The following is a 17,371-nucleotide window of genomic DNA, read 5'->3' on the forward strand; positions in this document are numbered from 1 at the left end:
GGATGCCGGTGCGCAGGTCCGCGCGGGCGCGGCCGGGGCGCAGGCCGGCGCGGGTGCCGGGCTGGGCCGGTGCGGTGCTCATGCTGCTGCCTCCGTCAGGTCCAGGAACGCGTCGTCCAGGGTGGCGTCGGTGACGCGGAGCTGGTGGGCGGTGATGTGGTGGCGGGCGAGGAGGGTGATGACGGCGTTGACCGTCTCGTCGGTGCCGGACAGGGTGAGCCGGCCGTCCTTGTGCTCCACGGAGGCGAGCGCGGGCAGCGCGGCGAGGTCCGTCTCGTCCAGCGGCGCCGACGGTGTGAAGCTGATGACGGTCGAGCCGTTCGAGCGGCGGATCAGGCCGGCCGGGGTGTCCAGCGCGGCGACCCTGCCCTGGTCGATGACGGCGATCCGGTCGCAGAGCCGCTGGGCCTCCTCCATGAAGTGGGTGACGAGCAGGACGGTGACGCCCTGGGCGCGGATGTCCTCGATGAGTTCCCAGGTGTCGCGGCGGGCCCGCGGGTCGAGCCCGGTGGTCAGTTCGTCGAGGACGACGACGCGCGGGTTGCCGATGAGCGCGAGCGCGATGAACAGACGCTGTTTCTGGCCACCGGAGAGCTTGCCGAAGCCGGTGGTGAGCCGGTCGGTGAGGCCGAGGCGTTCGGCGAGGGGGCGCCAGTCGGCGGGGTTCGGGTAGAAGGCGGCGTACAGCTCCAGGGCCTCGCGCACGGTGAGTTTGGCCTGGAGTTCGCCCTGCTGGAGCTGGGCGCCGAGGACGCGGCTGGTGGCCTCGTGGTCGGCGAAGGGGTCGAGCCCGGTGACCCGGACACGGCCCTCGTCGGGGACCCGCAGGCCCTCGACGCACTCGACGGTGGTGGTCTTGCCGGCGCCGTTCGGGCCGAGGATCCCGAAGATCTCGCCTTCCTCGACGGTGAAGGAGACGCCGTCGACGACGGGCCGGCCTCCGTAGGACTTGCGCAGTCCGCTCACTTCGATGACTGACATGCTCCGAGCTTCCCGCCGGGGCACCGGCCGGCACATCGGCCATCGCGCTCGAAGCGGCATCAGCCGATCGGTTGATACGGCGGTACGACCCCGGGCGCCGGGACCTGGCCCGCGTCGGTCCGGGAGGGGTGGGCGGCCCTCTCCGGGCACGGGTCCGGCGCATCCGGGCACGGGTCCGGCCTATCCGGGCACGGGTCCGGCCTATCCGGGCACGGGTCCGGCCTATCCGGGCACGGGTCCGGCCTATCCGGACGGATCGGGTCCGGCGTATCCGGACGGATCGGGTCCGGGTCGGGCGGTCCGCCGAAAACTCGGTGGGCACTGTCAGTGGCACTCCGTAGGCTCGCCCGTGATGAGCACCATGGACGCAGTCACCACGGACCCGCCCGACCGATCGACCGTACGCAGTCTGCTGCGCCTGTGGCCGTACGTGCGGCCGGTGCGGGCGCGGCTGTTCTTCGCGGCGTTCGTCGCGGTGGTCGCGTCCTGTCTGTCGCTGGTGTTCCCGCTGGTGCTGAAGTGGATGGTGGACGGGCCGATCTCGGACCGTGACCCGGCGGGGGTCTGGCTCGGGGCGCTGTGGCTGCTGCTGCTCGGCATCGCGGAGGCGGGCCTGTTCGGGCTGCGCCGGTGGCTGGTGGCCCGGCCGCTGGCGGGGGTCGAGGCGTCGATGCGGGCCGATCTGTACCGGCGTCTCCAGCGGCTGCCGGTCGCCTTCCACGACCGCTGGGCCTCGGGCCAGCTCCTGTCCCGCGGCACCACGGACCTGATGCTGGTCCGCATGTTCCTGGCGTTCCCGCTGACGTTCCTGCTGGTGAACTCGGTGACGATCCTGGCGGGCGTCGCGATCATGCTGGTCCAGCAGTGGAGTCTCGGGCTGGTGCTGCTCGCCCCCGCGCTCCCCGTGGTGATCGTCTGCTGGCTCTTCGAGCGGCGCTACTCGGAGGTGGCGCGCACCGCGCAGGACCAGGTCGGCGACCTCACGACGGTGGTCGAGGAGAGTGTGCTCGGCATCCGGATCATCAAGGGGTTCGGGCGGCACCGCAGCCAGGCCCGCGCGTTCCGCGAGCTGTCCGCGACGCTGCGCGGCACGGAGCTGGCCAAGGCCCGGCTGCTGGCGTCGATCTGGGCCGTCATCGTCACCCTGCCCGAACTGGCCATCGGCGCCGCCCTGGTGCTCGGCACGGTCCAGGTGGCCGACGGCGACCTGTCGGCGGGGACGCTGGTCGCCTTCCTGTCCACCGCGCTCGCGCTGCGCTGGCCCGTCGACTCCATCGGCTTCCTCCTCGCGATGAGCCAGGAGGCGGCGACGGCGACGGAGCGGTACTTCGAGGTGATGGACGCGGAACCGGAGTCCGCGCACACTCCGGCCCAGGACACGACGCCGGGTACGCCGGGGGCCGAGGCGGCGTCCATCGCCGGTGCCTTGTCCGCGAACGGGGCGGGGCTCGCGAAGGGGGCCGGGCTCGCGAACGGGACCGGGACCGCGAACGGGACCGGGACGGCCAACAGGAACGGGACCGGGACGGCCGACAGGAACGGGACCAGGACGGCCGACAGGACCGGGACCGCCAACGGCGCCGAAGACGGCGGCCTGCGGTTCTGTGGGGTCGGGTTCCGGTATCCCGACGCGGCCGTGGGCGCGGCACCCGTGCTCGACCGGATCGACCTGCACATCCGGCCCGGCGAGAGCATGGCGCTGGTCGGGGCGACCGGCAGCGGGAAGACCACGCTCACCGCGCTCGTCCCCCGGCTGCACGAGGTGACCTCGGGCCGGATCACGCTGGACGGCCGGGACATCACCGCCATGCCCCGCGAGGAGCTGCGCGCCCTCGTCGCCGTCGCCTTCGAGGAGCCCACCCTCTTCTCGGCCACCGTCGGGGAGAACGTCCTGATGGGCGCCCCGGACTCGGCCGGCCGGGACGAGCTGGACCGCGCCCTGGCCGTCGCGCAGGCCGACTTCGCGCACGCGCTGCCCCAGGGCACCGCGACCCAGGTCGGCGAGCAGGGCCTCAGCCTCTCCGGCGGCCAGCGGCAACGCCTCGCGCTGGCCCGGGCGGTGGTCGGCCGGCCCCGTTTCCTGGTCCTCGACGACCCGCTGTCGGCGCTGGACGTGCACACGGAGGCGGCGGTCGAGGCCGCCCTGCGCCGGGTACTGGCGGAGACGACCGCGCTGATCGTGGCGCACCGCCCCTCCACGGTCCTGCTGGCCGACCGCGTCGCCCTGCTCTCCGGCGGCCGGATCACCGCCGTCGGCACCCACCACGAACTGCTGCGCACCAACGCCGAGTACGCCCATCTGATGTCGGGCGCAGAGGAGGACGACCGATGACCGCGGCGCCCACGACCACCGCTGTGGACCCGGACCCGGACGGAGCACCGGGCGAGGACCCCGGCGACGGACCGCTCGCGGCCCGGGCGGACCGGCGGAGCGAGCCGCACCAGGACCCCTTCGACCGCGACAGCCTGCCCACTCCCCCGGGTGCGACGGCGGCCCTGCTGCGCTCGCTGCTCGCGCCGCTGCGGGCCCGGGTGGTGGTGACGACCGTCCTGCTGCTGCTCCAGCAGGCGGCGGTGCAGGCGGGCCCGCTGCTCGTGGCGTACGCCATCGACCGTGCCGTACCGGCGTTCCGGCACGACGACCACGGGCCGCTGATCGCCGTCGGCGTCGCTTATCTGCTGTGTTCGGCGCTCTCCGGCGGACTCCAGTGGGCCTTCATCACCGCCTCGGCCCGGGTCAACCAGGACGTGCTGCTCGATCTGCGGGGCCGGATCTTCCGGCACGCCCAGGCGCTCAGCGTCGACTTCCACGAGCGTTACACCTCCGGCCGGCTGATCTCCCGTTCCACCACGGACGTCGAGTCGCTGCGCGAGCTGCTCAGCGAGGGACTCCAGGAACTCGTCACCGTCGTCCTGTCGTTCGTCTACATCTCGGCGATGCTGCTGTGGCTGGACCTCGGTCTCGGCGCGGTCGCGGTCGGCTCGTTCGTCCCGCTGTATCTGCTCATCCGCCTCTACCAGCACCGGGCGGGCAAGATCTTCGCCGCCCGGTCGACGGCGATCGCGGCGGTGATCGTGAAGTTCGCGGAGACGATGAACGGCATCCGGCCGGTGCGCGCGTTCCGCCGGGAGGCGGCCAACGACGAGGCCTTCCGGGCGCTCAACGAGCGGCACGAGAAGACGAACGGCGACGCCCTGCTGGAGATGGCCCGCTATGTCGTCGGTTCGCGGCTGGTCGCCAACACGGCGGTCGCGGGCATCGTGCTGTGGGGCGCCTACCGGGTGGCGTCGGGTTCGCTGGCGCTCGGCGTGCTCGCCGCCTCGGTCCTGTATCTGCGCCGGCTGTACGACCCCATCGACCGGCTGGGGATGTTCCTGAACTCCTACCAGTCGGCGGCGGCCTCGCTGGAGAAGATCGCCGGTCTGCTGGCCCAGACGCCCTCGGTGCCGGAGCCGGCCGAGCCGCGCCCGCTGCCCGCGCTCGCCTCCGAACAGCCGGGCCGCGAGGTCGTCTTCGACGAGGTCCGCTTCGCCTACCGCACGGGCGGGGAGGTCCTGCCGGCGTTCTCGCTGACGCTCCCGGCGGGCCAGACCGTGGCCGTGGTCGGCTCGACCGGCGCGGGCAAGTCGACGCTGGCGAAGCTGCTGGCCCGGTTCTACGACCCCTCCGAGGGGCGGGTCCTGCTGGACGGGGTGGACCTGCGCGAGCTGTCGGTGCCCGAGCTGCGGCGCGGGGTGGTGATGGTGACGCAGGAGGCGTTCCTGTTCTCGGGCACGGTCGCCGAGAACATCGCGATCGGGCGGCCCGAGGCGAGCCGGGAGGAGATCGAGCGGGCGGCGAAGGCCATCGGGGCGCACGAGTTCATCCGCGACCTGCCCGACGGCTACGACACGGACGTCCGCAAGCGCGGCGGCCGGATCTCCGCGGGCCAGCGCCAACTGGTCGCCTTCGCGCGGGCGTTGCTCGCCGATCCGGCGGTGCTGATCCTCGACGAGGCGACCAGCTCGCTGGACGTGCCGGGCGAACGGGCGGTGCAGCGGGCCATGTCGACGGTGCTGCGGGGGCGTACGGCGGTGGTCGTGGCGCACCGGCTGTCGACGGTGGAGATCGCCGACCGGGTGCTGGTGATGGAGCACGGGCGGATCGTGGAGGACGGCTCGCCGGCCGAACTGATCGCGGGCACCGGCCGGTTCGCCGATCTGCACCGCGCCTGGCGCGACAGCCTCGTATGACGCCCACGGCACCTCGCCGTGGCCTGCGGGCAGGCACTTCCCGGGACGCCGCCGAGTCGGCCGGCGGCGTCCCGGGGCGCGCTCGGACACCCACCGAAGCGGCTGCGCGGGCCAGTTCGTGGCGGCCGGCGGCGAAGGGACGTGCGGGATCGCCGAGTTGGGGAGGAAGCCGGCGAAGACCAGTCCGATGACGAAGCCCGCCACCTCCTCCAACTGGCCGACGCGGTCAAGCCGCCGAGCGCCGCCGGCGTCCCGCCGACATCGCGCACCAGCCCGCCGACGACACGCAGCGCCTCGGGGTCGTCGCCGCACATCGCCACCGCCACGCCGGACCGGCCGCTCCCGGCAGCGCCCCCGCCCAGGCACCGTACGGCGGAGTGAACTCCTCCGTACGCGGGGCGGAAGATCGCCCGACGGCCCGGCGGACAGTCCGTATACCGAACATGACGAACCGGACAACGGACCGTTTCCAGCCAAAGTGATGACGCGGTCCTGACAGAAAGCGTCATCGCCTGCCACTCTTCCCACGGCTGCTTCACAGCAACCCCACAGCAACTCCCCGCTGTGACGCGCCCGCACGACCCCATTGCACCTGGTTCCGCGTAAAGCCCAGTTCTGCCCGGACGGGTCTCCCTTCGTCCGGTCTCCCCTGGCCGCGCGATCCGCGGCCACGCAGAAGGAGTCAGTGTTGAGTAGCAACTCCTCCCACAGACGCACCTCCCACACCACCAAGCGCCGCGTCGCCGGTGTCGCCCTCGTCGGCGTCACCGCCCTGCTGGCCGCGGCCGTCCAGTCGGGCGCCGCCAGCGCCTCCCCCGAGCAGGCACCCCGCGCCGGCGCGGTCAAGCCGGGCGCCGTCGCCGTCCACCTCACCGCCTCGCAGCGCGCCGAGCTGATACGCGACGCCAACGCGGCGAAGGCGGCCACCGCCAAGGACCTCGGACTCGGCGCCGACGAGAGCCTCGTCGCCCGCGACGTGATCAAGGACCACGACGGCACGGTCCACACCCGCTACGAGCGGACGTACGAGGGGCTGCCGGTCCTCGGCGGCGACCTGGTCGTCGAGGCCTCGAAGTCGGGGAAGACCGAGCACGTCTACAAGGCGACGAAGGCCGCCCTGAAGGTCTCCACGCTCACCCCGGCCGTCGCCGCGAGCGCGGCGGAGAAGCAGGCGCTGTCCGCCGCCAAGGCGGCCGGCTCGAAGAGCGCGGACGCCGACCGCGCGCCCCGCAAGGTGATCTGGGCGGCGAGCGGCAAGCCGACGCTCGCCTACGAGACGGTCGTCGGCGGCCTCCAGGACGACGGCACCCCGAACGAGCTGCACGTCATCACCGACGCCGTCACCGGCAAGAAGCTCTTCGAGTGGCAGGGCGTCAAGACCGGCACCGGCAACACCCAGTACAGCGGACAGGTGCCGCTGACGACCACGCAGTCGGGCTCCAACTACACGCTCACCGACGGAGCGCGCGGCAACCACAAGACGTACAACCTGAACCGCGGTACGTCGGGCACCGGGACGCTGTTCTCGCAGACGAGCGACACCTGGGGCAACGGCACCACGTCGAACGCCGCGACGGCCGGCGCGGACGCGCACTACGGCGCCGCGGTGACGTGGGACTTCTACAAGAACACCTTCGGCCGCAGCGGCATCAAGAACAACGGCGTCGGCGCCTACTCGCGCGTGCACTACGGCAACGCGTACGTGAACGCGTTCTGGGACGACAGCTGCTTCTGCATGACGTACGGCGACGGCACGGGCAACGCCAAGCCGCTGACCTCGCTGGACGTGGCGGGCCACGAGATGAGCCACGGCGTCACCTCCAACACCGCGGGGCTCAACTACTCGGGCGAGTCCGGCGGTCTGAACGAGGCGACCTCGGACATCTTCGGCACCGGTGTGGAGTTCTACGCGGCGAACTCCTCGGACGTGGGCGACTACCTCATCGGCGAGAAGATCGACATCAACGGCAACGGCACGCCGCTGCGCTACATGGACAAGCCGAGCAAGGACGGCAGCTCCAAGGACTCCTGGTACTCGGGTGTCGGCAGCGTCGACGTGCACTACTCGTCGGGTGTCGCCAACCACTTCTTCTACCTGCTGAGCGAGGGCAGCGGCGCCAAGGTCATCAACGGCGTCAGCTACAACTCGCCCACCTCCGACGGTCTTCCGGTCACCGGCATCGGCCGGGACAAGGCGCTGCAGATCTGGTACCGGGCGCTCACCACCAAGTTCACCTCGACCACCAACTACGCGGCGGCCCGCACCGGGACGCTCGCGGCGGCCGGCGAGCTGTACGGCACGACCAGCGCCGAGTACACGGCGGTGGCCAACGCCTGGGCGGCGGTGAACGTCGGGACGCGTCCCGGCGGTGGCGGCGGGGGCGGCACGTCGTTCGAGAACACGGCCGACGTATCGATTCCGGACAACGGGCCCGCGGTCACGTCCTCGATCACGGTCAGCGGCCGGACCGGAAACGCCCCGTCGAACCTGGCGGTCGGCGTGAACATCGTGCACACCTGGCGGGGCGACCTGGTGATCGACCTGGTCGGTCCGAGCGGTGCCACGTACCGGCTGAAGAACTTCAGCTCCTCCGACTCGGCGGACAACGTGAACACGACCTACACGGTCAACGCGTCCTCCGAAACGGCCAACGGTGTATGGAAGTTGAAGGTCCAGGACCAGGCGTCCCGGGACACCGGCTACATCGACAGCTGGAAACTGACCTTCCCGTAAACCGTCGGCGGGTCGTCTGCGGGCCGTCGGCCGACCGTCCGCAGACCGCCCGCGGTCCGTCCCGGAAGTCCGTGTGAAGTCCGCGCGGACCCCACGAGACAGGGCGCCGTCCCGGAGGTTCGACTCCCCGGGGCGGCGCCCTCTTTGACGGCTGTTTACGGGTGCGGGAGTTTGCTTTGACCCCGCCTTGACGGGAGTTGGCGGGCGCCTCGGACACCCCACTGTTCACCTGATCGACGATTTTCGGCCAAGGTCGTTAGGGCCTCCTGACATGTACGCGTCCCAGGTGGCACGCTTCCACCGCACGGCTCACCCGCACCGCAACTTCACAACCGTTCGCCGGCATCCCCAAGCCGCTCGGACGCCCCCACAGAAGGAGCTTGCGTGACCCCCCTCTACGCGCGTCACAAGCGCACCACTCTGGCCATCGCCACCGCTGTCGCCGCCGGAGCCCTGCTCGCCACCGGTATGACCACCGGTGCCGCCGCACAGACCGCGGCGCTTCCCACCGGCAAGACCACCCCCCTCGCCGGCTCGCCCGTCCAGCTCTCCTCCTCCGCACGCACCGCGCTCATCAAGAAGGCCGACGCCGCGACGGCCGAGACGGCTCAGGAGATAGGCCTCGGCGCCAAGGAGAAGCTGGTCGTCAGAGACGTCGTCAAGGACGCCGACGGCACGGTTCACACGCGCTACGAGCGCACGTACAACGGACTTCCGGTGCTCGGCGGAGACCTCGTGGTGCACGAGACCAAGGCCGGCCGGACCGAGGGCGTCACGCGGGCGACGAAGGCCGCCATCAAGGTCGCCTCGCTCAAGCCGGCGGTCACCACGGCCAAGGCCGAGAAGCAGGCGCTCACCGCCGCCAAGGACGCGGGCTCGGCCAGGACCTCGGCCGACCAGGCGCCCCGCAAGGTGATCTGGGCCGCCACCGGCAAGCCGACCCTCGCCTACGAGACCGTCGTCGGCGGCCTCCAGGACGACGGGACGCCGAACGAGCTGCACGTCATCACCGACGCGGCCACCGGCAAGAAGCTCTACGAGTACCAGGGGATCGAGACGGGCTCCGGCAAGAGCCTCTACTCGGGCACGGTCACGCTCGGCACCACCAAGTCGGGTTCGACGTACAACCTGACGGACGGCACGCGCGGCGGCCACAAGACGTACAACCTCAAGCACGGCACGTCGGGCACCGGCACGCTGTTCACCGACGCCGACGACGTGTGGGGCACCGGGGCCGCGTCCAGCTCCAGCACGGACCAGACCGCCGCCGTGGACGCCGCCTACGGCGCCCAGGAGACCTGGGACTTCTACAAGAACACCTTCGGCCGCAGCGGCATCAAGAACAACGGCGTCGGCGCGTACTCCCGCGTGCACTACGGCAACTCGTACGTGAACGCCTTCTGGGACGACAGCTGCTTCTGCATGACCTACGGCGACGGCTCGGGCAACACGCACCCGCTGACCTCGCTGGACGTGGCCGGCCACGAGATGAGCCACGGCGTCACCTCCAACACCGCGGGCCTCAACTACTCGGGCGAGTCCGGCGGTCTGAACGAGGCGACCTCGGACATCTTCGGCACCGGCGTCGAGTTCTACGCCAACAACGCCTCCGACCCCGGTGACTACCTCATCGGCGAGAAGATCAACATCAACGGTGACGGCACCCCGCTGCGCTACATGGACAAGCCCAGCAAGGACGGCGGCTCGAAGGACTCCTGGTCCTCCACCGTCGGCAACCTCGACGTGCACTACTCGTCGGGTGTCGCCAACCACTTCTTCTACCTCCTCGCGGAGGGCAGCGGCGCCAAGACGATCAACGGGGTCAGCTACAACTCCCCGACGTCCAACGGCTCCACGGTCACCGGCATCGGCCGGGACAAGGCGCTGCAGATCTGGTACAAGGCGCTGACGACGTACATGACGTCGACGACCAAGTACGCGGGCGCCCGCACGGCCACGCTCTCCGCGGCGTCGGCCCTGTACGGCTCCACCAGCACGGAGTACAAGGCGGTCGCCGCCGCCTGGTCGGCGGTGAACGTCAACTAGCGGACCGCGGACGAACCGAGGCGGCACCCGGGGCGAGGACTCCCCCGGGTGCCGTCCCGTCCGGAGCTTCGCCCTCGCCCCGCGGTGCCGAGGCGACGCGGGTGACCTGTTGTGACGAAGCGGCTCCCCGCCGTCCAGCAGACTGCGAGCATGGGTACATGACAGACGAGGCTCCCGAGGTCGGCGTGCCGGTGGCCGACGGCCGGCGCGATCCGCTCACCGACGCCGCCGACGAGGAGAAGCAGCGCCGCGAGCGAGTGTCATGGGCCGACTCGGCGGAACGGCGAAGAGCGCTGGCCTGGGAGATAGCGGCGGCTCTCGGCGGTCTGTTCCTGATCTTCTACGGCGCGGTGCGGGGCGAGGTGCTGCCCACGGTCTCGAAGTCCTCGCCGCTGCATTACCTGAACTCCCTGACGGGCCAGATAGTCGCCGCCTTTCTCGTCTACGAGGTGGGCCGGCGGTACCGCAGGACGCAGCGCAAGATCCACAGTGACCGTTTCTGGCTGACGGACGCGCGCAGGGATCTCGACCGGGCCGAAGCCGCGGTGGACGAAGCCGACGGACTCCGTCTTCCCGTCCTGTGGGACGTGACGGAGAAACGGCTCGCCTACTACCACCGGATCGTGACCCGGCAGGCCGAACAGAGCTTCCGCAACGGGCAGATCGCGATGGGCACGGGTTTCGCGGTCCTCATCCTGGGAGCCTCGCTCGCTCTGACCGCCGACACGACGGCGAAGACGGTCGTCTCCGGCGCCCTCACCGCCATCGGAACCGCGATCGCCGCCTACATCGGCCGGACGTTCGTCCGCTCGCAGGAGAGCGCGTCGCAGCACCTGCTGATGTACTTCCGGCAGCCGCTCGAACTCTCCCGGTTCCTCACCGCCGAGCGGCTCCTGTCGGACATGACTCCGGTCTCCCGCAGCGGCGCGGCCCAGCGCCTCATGGAGGCGATCCTGTCATCGGGGTCCGGAGACTCCCTGTCCCGGCCGGCCCCGGCGGAGGACGCGCGGACCGAGAGCGGTGATCCGGAGCAGGAGCGGTGATCCGGAGCAGGAGCGGTGATCCGGAGCGGGAGCGGTGATCCGGGGCAGGAGCGGTGATCCGGACGGCAGCACCTAGTCTTGCCCCCATGCCCTACACGTACGAGGACGTGGGCGCGACCCGCGAGGACCGCTGCCCCCCGGGCTTCCACCGACTGCACGTCCGCTCCCGGATCGGCGAGGGCGAGGCCGTCTTCCGGCGCGCGTCCGAGGCCCTGATGACCTGGGAGATGCACCGCGCCATGGGCTTCGGGGTGATCTGTGACGCCGACCGGGCGGCCCCCGGCGTGGACGTCACGGTCGCCATGGGCCCGGTCAAGGCCCCCTGCCGGGTGGTCTGGACGGCCGAGGAACCCCGCCGCACCGCCTGGGCCTACGGCACGCTCACCGGTCACCCCGAGTGCGGCGAGGAGGCCTTCACGGTCTCCCGCACCGGCGACGGCACGGTCTGGCTGACGGTCACCGCGTTCAGCCGCGCGGCCAAGTGGTACACCCGGGCGACCGGCCCGGCCTCCCGGGGCCTGCAACACGCGTACGCCCGCCGGTGCGGCGTGGTGCTGCGGCGGCTGTGCGCGGGCCTCGACAGCTGAGCCGAGGCCCCGCTCCGCGAACCCGCGCACGCCACCGGGCCCGCCTCGCGGTCTGTCCGCGGGGCGGGCCCGGTGTGCGCGGTCCCGTGGGTCCGGCGGGTCAGCGCATCAGCAGGCCCGCGTTCTCGCCCGGTTCCTCCGACGGCACCGCCACCAGCCCCAGTTCGGCGCCCGAGGCCAGCAGAGGGTGGGACGGGAGAATGCGGACCGTGTAGCCGAAGGGGCCGGTGCGGTCCAGGGAGAGGGGGCCCTCGTAGATCCAGCGGCCCTCCAAATCGGAGCCGCCGGCCGGTTTCAGCGGGACGCACACCGCGTCCGCGATCCGGTCGTCCGTGCCGACCCGGCCCGCGACGGCCTGCACCTCCACGTCGTCCGGGGCGAGATCGCCGAGGCCGACGCGGACGCGCAGCGACAGGGAGGCGCCCAGCTCGGCGGTCGGGGTGGCCGAGGACGCCTCCAGATGGTCGACGGCGACCTGCGGCCAGGACGCGCGGACCCGGGCCTTCCAGTCGGCGAGTTCGCGTGCCGCGTCGGCGGTGAGCGCCCGGTGGGCGTGCGCCGCCGGGGTGTAGAGGCGCTCCACGTACTCGCGGACCATCCGGCCGGCCAGCACCTTGGGGCCGAGGTGGGTCAGCGTCTGGCGGACCATCTCGATCCAGCGGTCGGGCAGTCCGTGCTCAGCGCGCTCGTAGAAGCGGGGGGCGACCCGCTGTTCGAGCAGTTCGTACAGCGCGCCCGCCTCCAGCTCGTCCCGGCGGTCGTCGTCGGTGGCGGTGCCGTCCGCGGTGGGGATCGCCCAGCCGAAGTCGGGCCGGAACCATTCGTCCCACCAGCCGTCCAGGACCGACAGGTTGAGACAGCCGTTGAGCGCCGCCTTCATGCCGCTCGTGCCGCAGGCCTCCAGCGGGCGCAGCGGGTTGTTGAGCCAGATGTCGCAGCCCGGGTAGAGCTTCTGCGCCATGGCCATGCCGTAGTCGGGCAGGAAGACGATCCGGTGGCGGACCCGGGGGTCGTCGGCGAACCGGACGAGTTCCTGGATCAGCCGCTTGCCGCCGTCGTCGGCGGGGTGCGCCTTGCCCGCGACGACGATCTGGACGGGCCGCTCGGGATGCAGCAGCAGGTCCATCAGCCGGTCCCGGTCGCGCAGCATGAGCGTCAGCCGCTTGTACGAGGGGACGCGGCGCGCGAAGCCGATGGTGAGGACGTCGGGGTCGAGCACCCCGTCGATCCAGCCGAGTTCGGCGGTGCCGGCGCCGCGCTGCCGCCAGGAAGCCCGGAGCCGTTCGCGTACCTCCAGCACGAGTTGTTCGCGCAGCACCCGGCGCAGGTCCCAGATCTCCTGGTCGTCGATCTCGGCGACGGCGTCCCAGCGGTCCGAGGCGCCGACGGTCAGCGCGTCCTCGGTGCGCTGCGCGCCGAGCTGCCGGGTGCCGAGCCGCAGGACCTCGGGGGCCACCCAGGTCGGCGCGTGCACGCCGTTGGTGACGGAGGTGATCGGCACCTCCTCGGGGTCGAAGCCGGGCCACAGGCCGGAGAACATCTCGCGGCTGACCTGGCCGTGCAGCAGGGAGACGCCGTTGGCGCGCTGGCCGAGGCGCAGGCCCATCACGGCCATGTTGAACAGGTTGGGCTCGCCGCCGGGGTAGGTCTCCATGCCGAGGGCGAGGATGCGTTCCACGTCGATGCGCGGGAGTTCCGCGTCGGGGCCGAAGTGGCGGGCGACCAGTTCCCGGTCGAAGCGGTCGATGCCGGCGGGGACCGGGGTGTGCGTGGTGAAGACGGTGCCGGCCCTGACCGCCTCCAGGGCGGAGGCGAAGTCGAGCCCGGTGTCGCCGAGTTCGGCGATCCGCTCCAGGCCGAGGAGGCCGGCGTGCCCCTCGTTGGTGTGGAACACCTCGGGCGGCGCGTGGCCGGTCAGCCGGCAGTACGTCCGGACCGCGCGCACCCCTCCTATGCCGAGCAGCATCTCCTGGAGGAGCCGGTGCTCGCTGCCGCCGCCGTACAGCCGGTCGGTGACGCCGCGTTCGCCGAGGTCGTTCTCCTCGACGTCGGAGTCGAGCATCAGCAGCGGGACGCGGCCGACCTGGGCGAGCCAGATCCGGGCGTGCAGGGCGCGGCCCCCGGGCAGGGCGAGGGAGACGCGGGCGGGGGTGCCGTCCTCCTCGCGGAGCGGGACGACGGGCAGTTCGTTGGGGTCGAGGACCGGATAGGTCTCCTGCTGCCAGCCCTCGCGGGACAGCGACTGGCGGAAGTAGCCGTGCCGGTAGAGCAGGCCGACACCGATGAGCGGGACGCCCAGGTCGCTGGCCGCCTTGAGGTGGTCGCCGGCGAGGATGCCGAGGCCGCCGGAGTACTGCGGGAGCGCGGCGGTGATGCCGAACTCGGGCGAGAAGTAGCCGACGGCGGCGGGCAGGTCGCCGGTCTGCCGCTGGTACCAGCGGTCGCCGGTCACGTAGTCCCGCAGATCGTCGGAGACCTCGGCGAGGCGGCGCAGGAAGCGGCTGTCCCCGGTGAGTTCGGTGAGCCGGGCGGCGGACACGCTGCCCAGCAGTCGTACGGGATCGCCGTCGGAGGCGGCCCAGCGCTCCGGGTCGACGGACTGGAAGAGGTCGCGGGTCTCGGCATGCCAGGACCAGCGGAGGTTGCGGGCCAGGTCACTGAGGGGGTGAAGGGCTTCGGGGAGTACTGGTCGGACGGTGAATCTGCGGATCGCCTTCACGGATTCCACCTTCACGGAGGACGTACGCGGCAGAGGACCGCACGGCGTTGTGCGGCCTTCGTCACCCACGACGGTAGCGGCGGGGGTGCCTTCGCGACACGGCGCATCGCGGCACGCCCCCGGATCCGTCCGCTTGTGTGACACCGGCGAGAACGCGCCACACCCGTCCCGTGCCCCCCGCGTTCGGTTTGGCCGGTTCCGCACGCCTGGGCGGCCTTGTGGCGCTTCGCCCCGCCGGGAGAGGCTCGGCGGGTGACGTACGGCCGGTTCCCGTCCGCGAGGCCGGGCGCCGGGGCGCGCGCGTCCGCGCGAGGAGGGGAACGGCGGTCATGGCACGGACGAGGAAGTGGCGGCTGCGCTGGGGGGCGGGTATCACCGCGGTCACGACGGCCGCGGTGCTCTCGGCCGTCGCCCCGCCCGCACAGGCGTTTCCGGAGGGGCGGATCCTCGGAGCGGGGGAGCCCGGCTCGGTCGGCGGCAGCTACATCGTGACGCTCGGGGCGGGCACCCGCGCCTCGTCGCCGGCCGGCGCGGACCTCGCCGAGGCCTACGGGGCGAGAATCAGCCACACCTACGGCACGGTGCTCAACGGCTTCGCCGTACGGCTGGACGAGAGACGGGCCCGGCGGCTCGCCGCCGACCCCCGGGTGGCCTCGGTCGTCCAGGACACCCGGGTGGCGCTGGACACCGTGCGGACGGACACCGGGCGGACGGCCACCGTGCGGACGGACACCGGGGGGACCGGCGGCGCGCGGAAGGCCGGGGCGCGGAAGGACGCCGTACGGACGGACGACCGGCGGACGGCCGAGGCGAGGACGGCCGAGGCGAGGACGGCCGAGGCGAGGACGGCCGGGGCGAGGACGGTCGCCGTGCGGAAGGACGCCGTGCAAGCCGTGCGGAAGGACGCCGTGCAGAAGGACCCGCCCTCGTGGGGGCTGGACCGGATCGACCAGCGGGACCGGCCGCTCGACCGGCGGTACGCGGCGCCCGCGTCGGCGGGGGCGGGTGTGACGGCGTACGTCATCGACACCGGCGTCCGCGTCACCCACCAGGACTTCGGCGGGCGGGCGAGCTACGGCTGGGACTTCGTGGACGGCGACCGCGCGGCGCGGGACGGCAACGGCCACGGCACCCATGTGGCCGCGACCCTGGCCGGCCGCCGGTACGGCGTGGCCAAGAAGGCGCGGGTCGTCGCGGTCCGCGTCCTGGACGACCGGGGGGCCGGCACCACCGCCCAGGTCATCGCCGGGATCGACTGGGTGACCCGGCACGCGCGGAAGCCGGCCGTGGCCAACCTCAGCCTCGGCGGGTACGGCAACGCCCAACTGGACGCGGCCGTCCGCGACTCCATCGCCTCCGGGGTGACGTACACGGTCGCGGCGGGCAACGACGGGCGGCCGGCCGCGGGCTACTCCCCCGCCCGGGTGCGCGAGGCCCTCACGGTCGGCGCGAGCGACCGGACGGACACCCGGGCGGCGTTCTCCAACACCGGCCCGGCGGTCGATCTGTTCGCGCCGGGGGTGGCAATCACGTCAGCTTCGTACACCGGCGACAGGGGAAAAGTGGCCCGTTCCGGTACGTCGATGGCGAGCCCGCATGTCGCGGGCGTGGCGGCGCTGTATCTGTCCGGCCATCCGCGGGCCGCTCCGGAACAAGTCGCGAAGGCGCTGGTGAAACTGGCGGTTCCGGGGAAGCTGTCAGGTGTCGGCCTCGGTTCTCCCAACAGACTGCTGAACGTCGGGTGACGGTGGCGGGATGCTGGTACAACCAGGGTGATTCAGCCACCCCGCACCGGCCTCGCCTGACCGGGACGAGGCTGGTCTTGTGTGTAGACATACGCGTGAGTAGTTAACAAAGTGCCGGAATGCTCACCCGCATAGGGTGGGAAGGCTCCTCCGGTACACCTCGCAGGTCCACCTTCCCCACACCCCCATCCGCCCACCCACGTTGACGCGGACAGGAGCGGTCATGCCCGCCACGCACCACTCGTCGCCACCCCCGACGACCACCTCCGAGACGCCCCGCAAGCGCAAGACCGAGTCCCGTTCGCGCACCGAGAGGAAACCCGTCGCCGCCTCCGAGGCCGCCGCGCCCACCCCCACGCCCACGCCCGCTCCCGCTCCTGACGACGCGGTGACGCCGATCGGGCCGGAGACCAGCGCCCCGGACACGGCCGCCCCGGGCGACGCGGTCACGGACACCGCCGTCCCCGCGCGCGCCTCCGCCCCGCGCAAGGCCCGCGCCGCCGACCCCGCGCCGGGCACGCCGGGCAAACCCGTCAAGCCGGCGAAGCCGGCGAAGAAGAAGGCCAGGTCCACCGTCCCGGCCACCCGGGTGGGCGACTCCCCGGTGATCGCCCCGCCCGCTCCGGCGACGGCCGTCGGGCGTATCCCCGTCCTGGACGTCCAGCCGGTGGTGCTGGGCGGGCGCCGGCCGGCGAAGGCGGTGGTCGGCGAGGAGTTCGAGGTCTCGGCGACGGTGTTCCGCGAGGGCCATGACGCGGTCGCGGCGAACGTCGTCCTGTACGACCCCAAGGGCCGCCCCGGGCCCTGGTCGCCGATGCGCGAGCTGGCCCCGGGCACCGACCGCTGGGGCGCCCGGGTGAGCGCCGACCGGGAGGGCCGCTGGACGTACACGGTGGAGGCGTGGAGCGACCCCGTCACCACCTGGCGGCACCACGCGGGGATCAAGATCCCGGCGGGCCAGGACACGGAACTGGTGCTGGAAAAGGGCGCGCGGCTGTACGAGCGGGCCGCGGCCGGCATCCCGAAGGGGACCAAGGGCAAGCGGGCCCGGGACACGGTGCTCGCCGCCGTCGACGCGCTGCGCGACCCGGACCGTCCGGTCGCCACCCGGCTCGCCGCCGCCCTCACCCCCGAGGTGGACGAGGTGCTGGCCCGGTATCCGCTGCGCGACCTGGTGACGGCGTCGGAGCCGTTGCCGTTGCTGGTGGAGCGGGAGCGGGCGCTGTACGGCTCCTGGTACGAGTTCTTCCCGCGCTCGGAGTCCGGTCAGCTCGACCCGCCGG

At 72.4% G+C, this 17,371-nt stretch carries 10 protein-coding genes; 8 read left to right on the forward strand and 2 right to left on the reverse strand.

Going from position 1 to position 17,371, the window contains the following annotated elements; genetic code table 11:
* Positions 1-78: 78 nt before the first annotated feature.
* Complete coding sequence (locus AB0912_RS23545; RefSeq protein ID WP_366702842.1) at positions 79-981, reverse strand: ABC transporter ATP-binding protein; 903 nt, start codon at positions 979-981, stop codon at positions 79-81.
* A gap of 352 nt (positions 982-1,333) precedes the next feature.
* Between AB0912_RS23545 and AB0912_RS23550 the strand changes: the two genes are divergently transcribed.
* The 6 genes from AB0912_RS23550 to AB0912_RS23575 all read left to right on the forward strand — a co-directional run bounded on the left by AB0912_RS23550 (position 1,334) and on the right by AB0912_RS23575 (position 11,624).
* On the forward strand, positions 1,334-3,313 hold the full coding sequence (locus tag AB0912_RS23550; protein ID WP_366702844.1) for an ABC transporter ATP-binding protein: 1,980 nt from the start codon (positions 1,334-1,336) through the stop codon (positions 3,311-3,313).
* Positions 3,310-5,214, forward strand: a complete 1,905-nt coding sequence (locus AB0912_RS23555; protein WP_366702846.1) for an ABC transporter ATP-binding protein — start codon at positions 3,310-3,312, stop codon at positions 5,212-5,214. The genes AB0912_RS23550 and AB0912_RS23555 overlap by 4 nt, the downstream gene beginning before the upstream one ends.
* 688 nt (positions 5,215-5,902) lie before the next feature.
* Positions 5,903-7,948 (forward strand): M4 family metallopeptidase, encoded by a 2,046-nt coding sequence (locus AB0912_RS23560; RefSeq protein ID WP_366702848.1) that lies wholly within the window; start codon positions 5,903-5,905, stop codon positions 7,946-7,948.
* A 384-nt stretch (positions 7,949-8,332) separates the two neighbouring features.
* Positions 8,333-9,994 carry a M4 family metallopeptidase gene (locus AB0912_RS23565; RefSeq protein ID WP_366702850.1) on the forward strand — a complete coding sequence of 554 codons (1,662 nt, stop codon included), beginning with the start codon at positions 8,333-8,335 and terminating at the stop codon, positions 9,992-9,994.
* Between the two features lie 158 nt (positions 9,995-10,152).
* The gene (locus AB0912_RS23570) at positions 10,153-11,037 is read left to right on the forward strand and encodes a hypothetical protein (protein ID WP_366702852.1); all 885 of its coding nucleotides are present in this window, start codon (positions 10,153-10,155) and stop codon (positions 11,035-11,037) included.
* Positions 11,038-11,123: 86 nt separating this feature from the next.
* Positions 11,124-11,624 carry a DUF1990 domain-containing protein gene (locus tag AB0912_RS23575; RefSeq protein WP_366702854.1) on the forward strand — a complete coding sequence of 167 codons (501 nt, stop codon included), beginning with the start codon at positions 11,124-11,126 and terminating at the stop codon, positions 11,622-11,624.
* Between the two features lie 100 nt (positions 11,625-11,724).
* Here AB0912_RS23575 and AB0912_RS23580 read toward each other — a convergent pair whose 3' ends face one another.
* The gene (locus AB0912_RS23580) at positions 11,725-14,343 is read right to left on the reverse strand and encodes a glycosyltransferase family 1 protein (RefSeq protein ID WP_366702856.1); all 2,619 of its coding nucleotides are present in this window, start codon (positions 14,341-14,343) and stop codon (positions 11,725-11,727) included.
* A gap of 329 nt (positions 14,344-14,672) precedes the next feature.
* Here AB0912_RS23580 and AB0912_RS23585 point away from each other — a divergent pair, with 329 nt between their 5' ends.
* Together AB0912_RS23585 and AB0912_RS23590 are read left to right on the forward strand one after the other, a co-directional pair.
* Positions 14,673-16,088: a S8 family serine peptidase gene (locus tag AB0912_RS23585; protein WP_366702858.1), complete on the forward strand. Its 1,416-nt coding sequence runs from the start codon at positions 14,673-14,675 to the stop codon at positions 16,086-16,088.
* Between the two features lie 223 nt (positions 16,089-16,311).
* Positions 16,312-17,371: maltotransferase domain-containing protein (locus AB0912_RS23590; RefSeq protein ID WP_366702860.1), on the forward strand; the 1,060-nt coding region annotated here is incomplete at its 3' end.

This window comes from Streptomyces sp. NPDC007084 (assembly GCF_040703595.1).
GTDB lineage: Bacteria > Actinomycetota > Actinomycetes > Streptomycetales > Streptomycetaceae > Streptomyces.

Coding starts and splice junctions, on each gene's coding strand:
- AB0912_RS23545 (WP_366702842.1), bottom strand. CDS start 981: ATGTCAGTCATCGAAGTGAGCGGACTGCGCAAGTCCTACGGAGGCCGG.
- AB0912_RS23550 (WP_366702844.1), top strand. CDS start 1,334: ATGAGCACCATGGACGCAGTCACCACGGACCCGCCCGACCGATCGACC.
- AB0912_RS23555 (WP_366702846.1), top strand. CDS start 3,310: ATGACCGCGGCGCCCACGACCACCGCTGTGGACCCGGACCCGGACGGA.
- AB0912_RS23570 (WP_366702852.1), top strand. CDS start 10,153: ATGACAGACGAGGCTCCCGAGGTCGGCGTGCCGGTGGCCGACGGCCGG.
- AB0912_RS23575 (WP_366702854.1), top strand. CDS start 11,124: ATGCCCTACACGTACGAGGACGTGGGCGCGACCCGCGAGGACCGCTGC.
- AB0912_RS23585 (WP_366702858.1), top strand. CDS start 14,673: ATGGCACGGACGAGGAAGTGGCGGCTGCGCTGGGGGGCGGGTATCACC.